Annotated in this window: 14 protein-coding genes; 13 read left to right on the top strand and 1 reads right to left on the bottom strand. The window is 44.9% G+C overall.

What is annotated here, in order from left to right; genetic code table 11:
- Positions 1-14: 14 nt before the first annotated feature.
- Positions 15-1,109: a GntR family transcriptional regulator gene (locus tag KQJ23_RS11130; protein WP_216478953.1), complete on the bottom strand. Its 1,095-nt coding sequence runs from the start codon at positions 1,107-1,109 to the stop codon at positions 15-17.
- 357 nt (positions 1,110-1,466) lie between these two features.
- Between KQJ23_RS11130 and KQJ23_RS11135 the strand changes: the two genes are divergently transcribed.
- The 13 genes from KQJ23_RS11135 to KQJ23_RS11195 all read left to right on the top strand — a co-directional run bounded on the left by KQJ23_RS11135 (position 1,467) and on the right by KQJ23_RS11195 (position 12,804).
- Positions 1,467-3,062 (top strand): extracellular solute-binding protein, encoded by a 1,596-nt coding sequence (locus KQJ23_RS11135; RefSeq protein ID WP_216478954.1) that lies wholly within the window; start codon positions 1,467-1,469, stop codon positions 3,060-3,062.
- Positions 3,063-3,142: 80 nt separating this feature from the next.
- A complete protein-coding gene (locus tag KQJ23_RS11140; protein WP_346779381.1) occupies positions 3,143-4,066 on the top strand; it encodes an ABC transporter permease in 924 nt (307 codons plus the stop codon).
- 60 nt (positions 4,067-4,126) lie between these two features.
- On the top strand, positions 4,127-4,972 hold the full coding sequence (locus tag KQJ23_RS11145; protein WP_216479006.1) for a carbohydrate ABC transporter permease: 846 nt from the start codon (positions 4,127-4,129) through the stop codon (positions 4,970-4,972).
- A gap of 200 nt (positions 4,973-5,172) precedes the next feature.
- The gene (locus KQJ23_RS11150) at positions 5,173-5,922 is read left to right on the top strand and encodes a sugar phosphate isomerase/epimerase family protein (RefSeq protein ID WP_216478956.1); all 750 of its coding nucleotides are present in this window, start codon (positions 5,173-5,175) and stop codon (positions 5,920-5,922) included.
- On the top strand, positions 5,919-6,638 hold the full coding sequence (locus KQJ23_RS11155; RefSeq protein WP_216478957.1) for a ThuA domain-containing protein: 720 nt from the start codon (positions 5,919-5,921) through the stop codon (positions 6,636-6,638). The genes KQJ23_RS11150 and KQJ23_RS11155 overlap by 4 nt, the downstream gene beginning before the upstream one ends.
- A 13-nt stretch (positions 6,639-6,651) precedes the next feature.
- Positions 6,652-7,620 (top strand): sugar phosphate isomerase/epimerase family protein, encoded by a 969-nt coding sequence (locus tag KQJ23_RS11160; protein ID WP_216478958.1) that lies wholly within the window; start codon positions 6,652-6,654, stop codon positions 7,618-7,620.
- 133 nt (positions 7,621-7,753) lie between these two features.
- Positions 7,754-8,119 carry a DUF4180 domain-containing protein gene (locus KQJ23_RS11165; protein WP_216478959.1) on the top strand — a complete coding sequence of 122 codons (366 nt, stop codon included), beginning with the start codon at positions 7,754-7,756 and terminating at the stop codon, positions 8,117-8,119.
- A gap of 130 nt (positions 8,120-8,249) precedes the next feature.
- Complete coding sequence (locus tag KQJ23_RS11170; RefSeq protein ID WP_249529684.1) at positions 8,250-8,690, top strand: GNAT family N-acetyltransferase; 441 nt, start codon at positions 8,250-8,252, stop codon at positions 8,688-8,690.
- A 17-nt stretch (positions 8,691-8,707) separates the two neighbouring features.
- The gene (locus tag KQJ23_RS11175; RefSeq protein ID WP_216478960.1) at positions 8,708-9,010 is read left to right on the top strand and encodes a hypothetical protein; all 303 of its coding nucleotides are present in this window, start codon (positions 8,708-8,710) and stop codon (positions 9,008-9,010) included.
- A gap of 60 nt (positions 9,011-9,070) precedes the next feature.
- Entirely contained in the window at positions 9,071-9,424 is a 354-nt protein-coding gene (locus KQJ23_RS11180) for a DNA-binding protein (RefSeq protein WP_216478961.1), read from the top strand.
- 256 nt (positions 9,425-9,680) lie between these two features.
- On the top strand, positions 9,681-10,361 hold the full coding sequence (locus tag KQJ23_RS11185; protein ID WP_346779383.1) for an HAD family hydrolase: 681 nt from the start codon (positions 9,681-9,683) through the stop codon (positions 10,359-10,361).
- An 18-nt stretch (positions 10,362-10,379) separates the two neighbouring features.
- Positions 10,380-11,225: a MurR/RpiR family transcriptional regulator gene (locus KQJ23_RS11190; protein WP_216478963.1), complete on the top strand. Its 846-nt coding sequence runs from the start codon at positions 10,380-10,382 to the stop codon at positions 11,223-11,225.
- 22 nt (positions 11,226-11,247) lie between these two features.
- Positions 11,248-12,804: an ABC transporter substrate-binding protein gene (locus KQJ23_RS11195; RefSeq protein WP_216478964.1), complete on the top strand. Its 1,557-nt coding sequence runs from the start codon at positions 11,248-11,250 to the stop codon at positions 12,802-12,804.
- Positions 12,805-12,810: the final 6 nt, after the last annotated feature.

Below are 12,810 nucleotides of genomic sequence, written 5' to 3' on the forward strand. Positions count from 1 at the left end.
TATAAAAAGTAGTATTACAATCTTCTAACGGTTTGCCGTTCGACGAGCTGCACGGGAACTATGACATTTTCCCGCGGCGGATGGTGCGGATTCTCAATCGTTGCAATCAGACTTTTTGCTGCGAGATAGCCCATTCGGCCAAAATCCTGCGAGATCGTGGTCAGCTTAGGCTCAACAAAGCTGGACAGATGAATGTTGTCAAAGCCGACAATCGAGAAGTCCTCCGGTATGGATAGTCCGATTTCCTTGGCAATCTGCATGATCTCGATCGCAATCAGATCGTTCTCCGCTACAATCCCGGTAATGCCTTGCTCCTTAACTGCTTGAATGAATTGCAGATAATATGCTCTGCCTTGTCCGTCTTCATGGGTCAGATAACGCTCAGTTAAGTCATTGACGCTGTAATCATTCAGGTTGTAATCATGAAGAGCCTTCAAATAGCCGAAGTAGCGCTCACGGATCGACGAGAAATTCTCAACATTCAAGGAGGAGACATAGGCAATTTTCTTATGGTTATTGTCGATCAGATGCTTGCAAGCCATATAAGCTCCATTGGAATTATCGGAGACAACGGATAAGAATGGAATGCCGTCAATGGTCTTGTCCATCGTAACTAGCGGATATCGCTGTAAATGATATTGATATAGAATCCCGAGATCCGAATTGCTGCTAACCGGGTAGAAAATCAACCCGGCATTGAAGCTGCGCAGTGCTGCCTCCAGCAACTTACGTTGACCGACAAGCGTATTGGACTGAATGTTCAAGGTATAGTCCGTTGTTGCCAGAAATTCATTGATCCCCTTCTCATAATCACCAAGTCCCGGGTTATGGAAAAACGGAAGAATGAGCAAAATCTCTTTGCTGCCCTTAGCCAAGGTATGAGCAGGAGTGAGCTTAGTATTTACGAAGCTGCCCTTTCCTTGGACGCGAAAGATTAAATTGGCATTTTCCAGTTCGGTTAAAGCCCGCTTAGAAGTGATCCGGCTTACACTGAATTGCTTGGAAATCTCAGCTTCGGTAGGAAGCTGATCCCCAGCCTTCAGCTCTCCGGAATCAATTTTTGCTTTGAGGTTATTTACAATGTGTTGATATAGCGGGATTTGTTCCATAAGACATTTCACCTCGTCAAAATTGATATACCATTTTATTTATGTATATGTCAAATTATACAGAGCTACTAACGGACGAACTTAAATAACAATTACGTTGAATATACGATAGATCCCGTGTTTCGGCAATAGAAAAGAACATAGCGGGCAAAGAGCAGTAGTCCTTTTTACTCTATATTATGGGGGAGACATAAAGTTTTTAATCTTTACTAGTTTACATAATTATAAAGCTTTCGGAAACGAGCGCTTACATGTTTAAAGATCTTAAAATGTAAACGCTTGACAAAATAATATGGTATGCCTCAAAATAGGCTTTGTTCAGTGATTTGATATATCAAATTATGAGGGGGCATCCAAATGTTTCGTTCAAGAAAAGGGAAAGTTGTATTGCTTGGAACGTTAATGATGGCATTACTTGTTACTGGCTGCGGTGGTAATTCAGGAGGTTCAACAGAGAATAATAAGTCATCGGAATCCGGAAAGACCTCGTCATCCATTTCATTTCTTAGACCAAGCTGGAACAATTTGAGACCGGCATCTAAGGATCTATGGATGTGGCAAGAATACGAGAAAATGTCCGGCGTTCAGGTAGAATGGGAAGAACTGAGTGATATCGGCGAGAAGAAAAACGTGATTTTGACGAGAAAGCAGTTGCCGGATGCCTTTTATCAAGTGGACTGGAGCAATGGTGAGCTATTGAAATACGGCCAGCAAGGTCTTTTTCTCCCGCTGGAAGACTTGATCAAGGAGCATGCGCCTAATTTGCAGAAGCTTCTGGATGAGAACGAAGATATCCGTAAAGGACTGACCAGCGCCGACGGACACATTTATGCTACCCCTTACCTTGATCCCTATCCGGAAGGCAACCGGACGATCCGCTTGTATATAAACAAGAAATGGCTCGACAACCTCGGTATGGAGGTTCCTAAGACGACAGCCGAGCTTGAAGAAGCGTTGAATGCGTTCGTAACTCAAGATCCTAACGGCAACGGCGTTAACGACGAACAGGGCTGGTATATGCCGAGCGGCTCGCTTGGCTGGACTTTTGAGCAGATGATGATGGGTTCCTTCGGCATCGGAAACGGCGGACGGAAAGCCTTGGGGAACTTTATCTATGTCGATGACAATGATGAGATCCAGCTTACGATCGCCTCTGATGGATATAAAGAAGTTCTGAAATATGAAAACCGGATGTATGAGAGCGGGGCTATCAATAAGCAGGCTTTCAGCGGCGTGGATTATGACAAATGGACGGCAGATGCTGCCAAGGATACAGTGGGAGCCTGGAACTGGGCGGCTCCGGATTACATTGGCGAGAGTGTGAAGAATGATTTTGTACCGATTAACGTGCTTGCAGGACCGGACGGAGATACTGCTTCGCTGACAGATTCTCAGGTTGCGGGAGCATCCAGTCTTGTTATCACAAAGGACGCGAAAGACCCGGGAGCGATCCTGAAATGGGTGGACTATTTCTACAGTGAAGAGGGCAGTGTATTTGGCTACCTGGGCAAAGAAGGCGTTACCTATAATATGGAAGACAGCAACATGGTCTATATCGATGAAATCTTGAACTACAAGGACGGTATCGGGCTCGGTGCGTTTCAATATGTTGACAACGTATATGGCGGGTACTTCCCGTACATTGAATTATCACCGGAAATCAGGGCGGCTGCCGGCCGGCAGGAAGCGCCGGTGTACACCGATTTGACTGAAGAAACCTTGCCTGGAGTAACTCTTCCGGATCTGCCGGCAACGCAGGAGGAGGCTAATGAATCCTCCTCGATTGTGGCCGATCTAGGCAACTATGTGGGTCAAATGCGGGTGGAGTTCGTAACGGGTACGAAGGATATTGATCAAGAATGGGATAACTATATCGCCCAATTGAAGAAAATGGGTTCGGATAAATATTTGCAAATCAAGCAAGAGCAATACAAGCGTTATAAAGAAAGCTAAGAACACATCAAGAAGCGATGGGGAGATTCTCGGGAATCTCCCCCAAGTTTTAAAGAAAGGGGTAAACTATGGAATCTTCAGTGCGAAAGAAACTTCTTCCTAGCGCAAAAGGCAAATCGTTTCTGAAGCAAAGATGGCTCTACATCATGATGCTGCTGCCTTTGACTTCATTAATCATATGGAATTATATCCCTATGTACGGAATTATTATTTCCTTCAAGGATTATTCCCCTGCATTTGGCATCCTGCATAGCCCCTGGGTAGGGTTTGATCATTTTGAGCGGTTTTTTAATGCCTTCTATTTTAAGGATGTCATCATCAATACATTGAGAATCAGCCTGTATAGTCTGGCGGTTGGCGTTCCCCTTCCTATTATTCTGGCACTTATGTTTAACGAGATTCGCAATAAAAAGTACAAATCGATCGTCCAGACGATTTCCTATATCCCTAACTTTATTTCCGTAATCATCATCGTCGGCATGGTGATGTTCTTCACCTCTCCAGTAGACGGGGTCATTAATGCCGTGATCCAGTATTTTGGCGGCGAGCCTATCGATTTTATCGGGAATCCGAGGCTGTTCCCTCATGTATTTGTCTGGTCAGGCATCTGGCAATCTGTTGGCTGGGGAACGTTGATATACACCGCAGCGATGTCGGGCATTCCGCAGGATCAGTATGAGGCGGCTTATATAGAAGGTGCCTCCCGCTTGAAGTGCATCTGGTACATTACGATTCCGGCAATTATGCCAACGATTGTCATCTGTACGATTCTGGCTACGGGGTCCGTCATGTCCGTAGGGTTTGAAAAGGTGCTGTTGATGCAAAATGATGCCAACCTCGCTACTTCGGAGGTATTGTCTACCTACATGTACAAAGCCGGTATTTTGAATGCGGAGTATAGCTTCTCGGCTGCCGTGGGATTTTTTAACAACCTGATCAATTTCATCGTGCTGTACCTGGTCAATAAATTTGCCCAGAAATTCAGTGAGACCAGTCTGTGGTAAGGAGGGGCAATCGTGGATTATCAGTTATCCAGAGGAGATAAGGTTTTTAATTGGTTCAACATGGTCCTAGTCGGCATTTTAACGTTGATCATTCTTTATCCATTGCTATTCGTTGTGTTTGCGTCACTAAGCGATCCTAGACAAATTTTCGATCATGTATTGCTGCTCTGGCCAAGAGGCTTCACGCTGGATGGCTACAAGCGGGTATTCGGAAATAGCGATATCTGGATGGGATTTAAAAATGCAATCATCTATACCGGGCTGGGAACGGCCGTTAATGTGATCATGACTACCCTTGCGGCCTATCCCTTGTCCCGCAGGGATTTCAGAGGGCGGAACGTCATTACGATGCTGTTCACCTTCACAATGTTCTTCTCCGGAGGTCTGATTCCGACGTACCTCGTCAATCAAGCGCTTGGTATTGTCAATACGATGTGGGTCATGATTATTCCGGGAGCAATCAGCGTCTACAATATGATTATTATGCGCACTTATTTCCAGCAAAATATTCCGCTTGAGCTGGAAGAGAGCGCCTTTATTGATGGAGCGACTGATATGCAGCTGCTTTTAAAAATCGTCCTCCCGCTGTCCACGCCTATTATAGCTGTTATGATGATGTTCTATGGCGTAGGCAGATGGAATGGATATTTTGATGCGATGATTTACCTTTCCGATCGGAACCTGTTCCCATTGCAGTTGATTTTGCGGGAAATTCTTGTGCAGAACCAAATGGGGGATTCAGTGAATCAGGCGATTATGACCGCCAACCAAAGTGAAGTTAACTCGCTGAAGCAATCGATTAAATACGCGGTTGTTGTCGTGTCCAGCGTTCCGGTACTAATCTTCTATCCGGTAGTGTCCAAGTATTTTGAGAAGGGCATTATGGTTGGGGCGATTAAAGGATAATCGGTGCTTGAATGGAAATCATTTTTCCGAAAGGGAAATGTGAATATAGGTTAGGACCCATACGGAGGAGGTGTTAAACAGGAAATTATGTTTACACCTCCTTTTATTCATCAAAGATGGCGCGATATTTGAGAGAAAGTTGCTCTGGTTTTAGCTATAATATATTAAACAAATAGAGTAGCATCCAGGAGGAGAAAAATATGAACCCCCAAATTGCCCTGCAATTATGGAGCATTCAAGAAGCATGTAAAGAGAACTTTTATGAAGCACTCAAACAGGTGAAGGAAAGCGGATATGATGGCGTGGAATTTGCCGGCTATCATGGCAAAAGCGCAGCTGAAGTGAGAAGCTACCTGGACGAATTGGGCTTGAAGGTTGCCGCCTCCCATCTTCCATATGAAGCATTGCAAAAAGATCTTGAGGGTACGGTGTCCTTTGAAAAAGGCATTGGGAATAAGCGGCTCGTGGTTCCGGGCGTATCCTTCAAAACTCTGGAAGAGTGGAGAGGCTTTATTGATGATATGGAGAGAATCGCGAAGAGATTGGCTCAGGAAGGCATGGAATTGTACTACCACAATCATGCCCATGAATTCACGGAAATCCCGGGTGAAGATATTCTCGATTACATGGTAAATAACTCCAGACATATCCATCTGGAAGTAGACCTGTACTGGCTGGCCTGCTCAGATCATGACGTATTGCCTTGGCTCGAGGCTCACAAAGACCGCATTGGGCTTTTCCATATGAAAGATATGCATGGATCTTCCCGGGAGAGCACGGAGGTAGGATCCGGCATTTTGCCGATGAAGGAATATGTCCAAGTCGCGAAACAACTGGCTTTGCCTTGGCTCGTTGTGGAACAGGAAGAGTTCCAGCTTTATCAGCCTTTAGAGGCGACCGCGATCTGTTATCGGCAGCTTAAGGCGATTGTTGAGGAGGTCTATTCGTGATAAAAGTTACCGTATGGAATGAATTCCGCCACGAGAAGCACAATCAAGCTGTTCAGAAAATGTACCCGGAAGGCATTCACGGGCAGTTGGAGAAGTTCTTGTCCGAAGACGAGGTTATGGTGAGAACAGCGACTCTGGACGAGCCGGAGCACGGGTTAACGGAGGAAGTATTGAAGGAGACCGATGTCCTTGTCTGGTGGGGACATATGGCTCATGGTGAGGTCCAGGACGAAATTGTTGACCGCGTGCACAAGCGCATTCTTGAAGGGATGGGAATCGTGGTCCTGCATTCGGCACACTTTTCAAAAATTTTCAAGAAATTAATGGGAACGTCTTGTGACTTGAAATGGCGGGAGGATGGAGGCAATTGCCGGATATGGAATGTCAATCCGAGTCATCCTATCGTGGAAGGGATCGGCGAATTTATCGAGTTGGACGTTGAAGAGATGTATGGGGAGCATTTTGATATTCCGGAGCCGGATGAGTTGATCTTTGTAAGCTGGTTCCCGGGAGGCGAAGTCTTCCGGAGCGGTTGCACGTACCGCAGAGGGAACGGGAAAGTTTTCTATTTCCAGCCGGGTCATGAAACTTATCCTAGCTATTACAATGAAAAGGTGCAGCAGGTTATCAGAAATGGCGTTCGCTGGTGCGCGCCGACTCAAAATGCATATCCAACTTACGGACACTATGAAGCACGTCAACAAATTAAAATTTAAGGAGGAACAATCAATGAAGCTCGGTGTATTTACCCCCTTGTTTAACAATTTAAGCTTTGATGGGATGATCGAAGAGGTTGCGAAGAAAGGACTGCAAACGGTGGAAATCGGTACCGGCGGTTATCCGGGCAACGCGCATTTGGATATTGATAAACTGCTGGCGAGCAGCGAGGCGCGGGGAGAATATCTGGCAAAGCTGGCTGATAAAGGTCTGGAAATCTCGGCGCTAAGCTGCCACAATAATCCGATCTCACCAGCGAAGGAAGTGGCTGCCGAGGCAGATGAGTTGCTCCGCAAGACCATCAAGTTAGCCAGCTTGTTGCATGTTCCTGTCGTTAACGGGTTCTCCGGCATCGCTGGCGGGAATGCATCCGATACAACGGTGAACTGGCCTGTTATGCCTTGGCCAACCGAATACGATGACAGCTATACTTATCAGTGGGAGCAGAAGCTGATTCCTTATTGGAAAGGAATTAATACGGAAGCGGAAGCGGCCGGCGTGAAAATCGGCATTGAACTGCATGGCGGCTTCCTTGCCCATACGCCATATACTATGCTGAAATTGCGGGAGGCGACCGGAAAAGCGATCGGCTGTAATTTAGATCCCAGCCATTTGTGGTGGCAAGGCATTGATCCGGTTGCTGCTGTCAAGATTCTGGGAGAAGCCGGTGCCATCCATCATTTCCATGCCAAGGATACGTATCTGGACCAAGATAATATCAATATGTACGGATTAATGGACATGCAGCCTTATGGAGATGTAAAGACTCGTGCCTGGACCTTCCGCTCTGTGGGTTGCGGCCATGACTTGAAGGTATGGTCCGATATCATTTCCGCGTTACGCGTTTATGGATATGATTATGTCATCAGCATCGAGCATGAAGATCCGATTATGTCCATCGACGAAGGCTTAACTCGTGCCGTTACTAACCTGAAATCGATCATAATTCACGAACAGCCTTCCGCCATGTGGTGGGCATAAAAGGAGCAGCAAACAAACAAAACATGACCCAGCCTAGGATAGGAGCTATCTTGGGTTGGGTATTTTTTTATATAATAGATGCAACACACTATAGGTGTAATTTGGAGAACTGAAAATTCCCAGGAGGAAGAGGATGAACATAAAATTAATTAGCAAGCACGGAATTGAGATTGCATTAGTACATAGTGATGAAGTGTTAATCACGGATGTCCAGTCAGCATTGGATCTGATTGCATCGGTTAGTTTTGAGGCTGGGACGAATCGAATCATCTTGCCTAAGTCGGCAATCTGTGAAGAGTTCTTTGACTTGAAGACACGGCTGGCCGGTGAGATCCTGCAGAAATTTATTAATTATCAGACGAAAGTTGCCATTGTGGGCAGCTTCGCCAATTATCAAAGCGAAAGTTTGAAGGATTTTATATATGAGAGTAATAAGGGGAAGGATTTATTTTTCCTGTCGGATGAAGAACAGGCGACTGATAAATTGAGTAACGTATAATGACGCTTATGACCCAGCCAAGAAGGAGCTATCTCAGAATAGGTCTTTTCATAAAGTTTTGAACACCCTACATAGGCGTATTAAGGAGCTGAGAAGATGTACCTTCATAGAAATCTTGAGACCAGAGATCTTGAAGCCATTTGCACGTTTCCGCAAATCTGAAGAGGAGTTGCTTTTCATGAGTCCCAGGTTCGTATATCCTCTTACGTCTAACCAAATCATTGGTTTAGCAAAAGACCGATTTGAACCGACAGTGATAATAGACAGACAAACGGAAAAAGTGGTAGAATATGCAAATATTTATAAAGATAAAGATGGTTTCTGGCTAGGGAATGTCGTTGTGGCTCCTGAATATCGGGGGCAAGGGGCGTCACAGTATTTAATCCAAGTCATGATGGATAAAGCTAAAAATCTTCTGAAGCTTGAGCAGTTGAAATTGGTCTGTCACAATACGAACTCCAGAGGATTAGCCTTTTATTCAAAACTCGGTTTTAAGCCTTACGATTTAAAGAGTGTATTTATTGGACAGACAAAATTAATAACCATACTTATGAGTAAAGAACTTCATTAATCAGGAGATGATGATTTATGAGAAAGAGCCTAAAGTACCTCATAATTGTCTTTGTTTTTATGTTTTGCATGGCACTATTATCCGGTTGCGTACCTGGTGATGGCAGGAACAGCACTGAAGATCCAGCAGGTTTTTTCTGGGGCATATGGCATGGATGGGTGGCCCCTATTTCATTGATCATAGGATTTTTTAATCGCGAAATTAGAGTATATGAAATAAATAACGCGGGCTGGTGGTACGATCTAGGTTTCTATATTGCAGTGATCAGCGGGTTTGGCGGGATATCGTTCTTCCGGAGAAAAAAATCAAATAAAGATTGAAGGCTATTAGAATATGTAACTGAAACTAAGACAGAATTAAGTTAATTGGAGGCATCCGTAATGAAACAAATGAACCTTACTGCAATATTATGCTCTCTCATTGTAGGAATCGCAATTGTTGTTAGCAGCTTCGGCATCCATGATTCAAGCGGTCCAAAACCGAGTGATTCTATCGTCAACGGAAGTGGATATAAACCTCTAATGACGATCAAAGAAACAGCAGAGTATTTGAACTTAACCGAAGCTGAGGTAAAAGCAATTATTATTAGTGAAGATACCATGTTAAGAACAACAGGCGTATACTCCGGTAAGCTTTTCCCGGTAATTCGAATTGAATCCGAAAATTATGTAAGTATTGAGGGGTTGAAGGAATGGTTACTGGATTCAACGCTACAAAGAAAGGAGTATAAGTAAACATTTCAGAATAATCGGCCCCTTTTCTATTTAAAATTGAAGAACAATAGGATCATTTTTGTAAAAAGAGACTACTGCCCCTCAGCAGAAGTCTCTTTTTTCTGCTTTTACCAAGCTAAAAAATTAACAATGACTTTACCCCAAAATGGTTTTAGTTTAATACAAGCCCTTTATAGTACTAATTGTGAAGGAAATCAACCAACGTCTACACCAAATGAAGGAAAGTCTTCACTTAGGAGGGGAACATTTGCAGAGAGTGATTTGGTTTGACTTAGGGTATACGCTGGTTTACTGGAATCGGGAAGAGCTGTATCAAGAACATCTCCAACAGCTTGGTATTGAAAAATCATTAGATGAGCTGCTGATGGCTTATCACCTTACGGACAAGCATTTTATGAAGAATTTTCCGGGATTGCTCGGAAAAGATCGAAATCATTGGACGGAACCGTATTACAGAATGATCAACCGCTTTTTGCAAATTGATGAACATACGGAATTGCTTACTTCCAAGGAAGAACGTAAGGGGCGCCCCGAATGGAAGGCGTTTGAGGCAACACATTCGACGCTCGCACAGTTGAAGAAGGAAGGCTGTCAGATTGGACTGATTTCCAACTGGAATTTGACCGCAAGAGAGGTGCTGGAGAATACAGGAATTATGCCGTATCTGGATTACGTCGTTATTTCATCCGAGGTTAATATCGAGAAGCCGGACGAACGGATTTTCCGTCATGCACTTGAATTGGCAGGGGTTCAGGCAAGCCAGTGCCTCATGGTGGGCGATAATTATTACGATGATATCATCGGATGCCGGCAAGTCGGCATGGAGGGCATTCTTATCAATCCGTATGCCAAGCAAGGAATCGAAGAAATCCATGATGTTGAAGTGATTTCCTCAATTCATGATTTATCCGCCCTCGTTTTTGGAGGTAAAACTTGATAAAGGATCTATAGTTGAATGGAAAATATCACAGGGCTAATTCAAACTAAATACGATCAATTGAGCAGCTCGCAAAAGAAGACGGCATATTACATTCTCGAAAATCTGCAGGATGCGGCCATCTCTTCCGCTCAAAAAATTGCGGCCGCCTCAGACGTGTCGGAAGCGACCGTACACAGGCTTGCACAAAAGCTTGGCTTCGATAGTTTCATGGTGCTGAAAAAAGAGCTTCGAAACGATTTGCGGAAAAAGACCCGGGCGATCAATAACCTGGAATCCATCTCCACGGTGAAGGATGATTCCTGGTTAAACAGTCACTTTTATCTGGAAGCCGAAAACATTCTGGAAACCAGTAAAGAAATATCTACGGAAGAGATCAAGAGCGCCGCAACACTCATTCTCGATGCGAAGACCGTCTGGGTGGGGGGATGGCGAATGGGATTATCGGTTACCTCCTACATGTCCTTTATTCTGAACTACATGCTGGGAAACAGTTATTTGATCCCTCAGGGTGAGGTTGCCGAATATTTGGCCCGATTCTCCGAAGGGGATGTCGTCTTTCTGTGTTCCTTCCCTCGATATAACAAAGTAATTACGGAAGTCGCCGAGTTTGCTAAAGAAAGAAGCCTGAAGGTCATTGCGATCACCGATTCACCGGTTTCACCCATTTGCAAATATGCCGACGTTGTCTTTATCGCCAAGTCTGCTTCCAAGAGCTTTGTCGATTCCTATACGGCCGCGGTATCTGTGTGCAATGCAATTGTTAATGAAGTCTCTTATCTAGGAAAAGAAAGAGTCCGAGAGCATATTGAAAAAGTCGAAGACCATTACCTCAGCTTTAAAGAGCTTCAGAACAAATTTTAAAAATACGGCTATGGAGGTTACGATGAAAAAACTTTTAAATGCGTTACCGGTCCTGATGATGGTTGCGATTCTTGCAGCATGCGGAAGCAACAATGGCGCGGCTTCGACGCCAGCTCCAACCAACAACACGGCTGCCGAGGGCTCGGAGGCAGAGGTTAAAGCGCCGGTAAAAACGGAATTGAAAATGGCTCTTACCGTGGATCCGGATGGACTCGATCCGCATCGAACAACTGCAGCCTCCACCTTTCAAATCACGAATAACATTTACGACACCTTGGTCAAAGTGTCCTTGGACGGTGAATTTGTTCCAGGCTTGGCCGAGGAATGGAAAGTATCCGAAGATGGATTAACGATTGCGTTCAAATTGCGGGAGGGCGTAAAATTCCACAACGGCCGTGAGATGACCGCGGAAGATGTGAAGTTCTCCTTCGAACGCTTGAAGGGCGAGGAAAGTCCGCGGGCCGGAGACTTTGCCAATATCGTAAGCATTACTGCTGTGGACCATTACAATATTGAATTTGTAACAAAAGCGCTTGATGTTGCTTTGGTCTCCCAGTTCGCCTATCCATGGACCGCGATTGTTCCGGAGGAAGCAGCAGAACAACTAAGAAACAATCCGGTAGGTACAGGGCCGTTCAAGCTGGAGCAATGGGTCCCGCAGCAACAAATTGTTCTCACAAGAAATAACGACTATTTTACACCGGCGAAATTGGAAAAGGTCAGCTTCATTATGATGCCGGATGCAACTTCGCAAATTACGGCTCTGCAAAGCGGTGAACTGGATATTATTAGCGTTAGCGGTGACGCCGTGCCCCAGTTCGAGAATAATTCGGATTATAGCATTATCGAGACTCAAGCAAACGCCGTGCAAGTGATGGCGATGAACCTGGACAATGAAGCTCTCTCGGATGCCCGCGTAAGACAAGCCATCAATTATGCAGTGGATAAACAAGCCCTGATTGATACCGTTTGGTGGGGCTATGGACAAGAAATCGGATCCCATTATCCGCCTATGCTGAAAGAGTACCTGGATACAAATGAGGCCATCATTTACGATCCTGAAAAAGCAAAACAACTGCTTGAAGAGGCCGGATATGCCCAGGGCTTAACTCTGGAAATGTACCTGCCGAGCTCTTATCCAAACTATGTTGCTGCAGGGCAGGTGATTGCCGACCAGCTGAAAAAAGTTGGATTAACGATTAATATTCATACGGTAGAATGGGGCTTTTGGCTGAGCGATGTGTATACGGGCAGAAAATATGACCTGACCGTTACCGGCCATACCGGAAGACTTGATCCTTATGCATTGCTTGCTCGCTACCATTCCGAAAGCAAAGAAAACTATATGAACTATAAGAACGAACGGGTCGATGAAATTCTAACCCAGGTTCAGCAAGAGCGCGATGAACAACAACGGTTGGAGCTCTATCAGGAATTGCAGCAAATTCTCGCTGAAGATGTCCCGGCGCTGTACATTCAATCCCCGATCGGCTTGACTGTAACAGCAGCTAATGTCGCGGGATATCAATCTTATCCGATTGATATTTATGAAATGAAGGATGTCTATTTCACGAATTAATCGAGC

Origin of the sequence: Paenibacillus brevis, assembly GCF_018919145.1 — a bacterium.
GTDB lineage: Bacteria > Bacillota > Bacilli > Paenibacillales > Paenibacillaceae > Fontibacillus > Fontibacillus brevis.

Excerpts from the sequence above, each read along its gene's own strand:
- KQJ23_RS11135 (WP_216478954.1), top strand. The coding sequence starts at position 1,467 with ATGTTTCGTTCAAGAAAAGGGAAAGTTGTATTGCTTGGAACGTTAATG.
- KQJ23_RS11165 (WP_216478959.1), top strand. The coding sequence starts at position 7,754 with ATGAACATAAAATTAATTAGCAAGCACGGAATTGAGATTGCATTAGTA.
- KQJ23_RS11145 (WP_216479006.1), top strand. The coding sequence starts at position 4,127 with ATGGTCCTAGTCGGCATTTTAACGTTGATCATTCTTTATCCATTGCTA.
- KQJ23_RS11150 (WP_216478956.1), top strand. The coding sequence starts at position 5,173 with ATGAACCCCCAAATTGCCCTGCAATTATGGAGCATTCAAGAAGCATGT.
- KQJ23_RS11195 (WP_216478964.1), top strand. The coding sequence starts at position 11,248 with ATGAAAAAACTTTTAAATGCGTTACCGGTCCTGATGATGGTTGCGATT.
- KQJ23_RS11180 (WP_216478961.1), top strand. The coding sequence starts at position 9,071 with ATGAAACAAATGAACCTTACTGCAATATTATGCTCTCTCATTGTAGGA.
- KQJ23_RS11190 (WP_216478963.1), top strand. The coding sequence starts at position 10,380 with ATGGAAAATATCACAGGGCTAATTCAAACTAAATACGATCAATTGAGC.
- KQJ23_RS11160 (WP_216478958.1), top strand. The coding sequence starts at position 6,652 with ATGAAGCTCGGTGTATTTACCCCCTTGTTTAACAATTTAAGCTTTGAT.
- KQJ23_RS11130 (WP_216478953.1), bottom strand. The coding sequence starts at position 1,109 with ATGGAACAAATCCCGCTATATCAACACATTGTAAATAACCTCAAAGCA.
- KQJ23_RS11175 (WP_216478960.1), top strand. The coding sequence starts at position 8,708 with ATGAGAAAGAGCCTAAAGTACCTCATAATTGTCTTTGTTTTTATGTTT.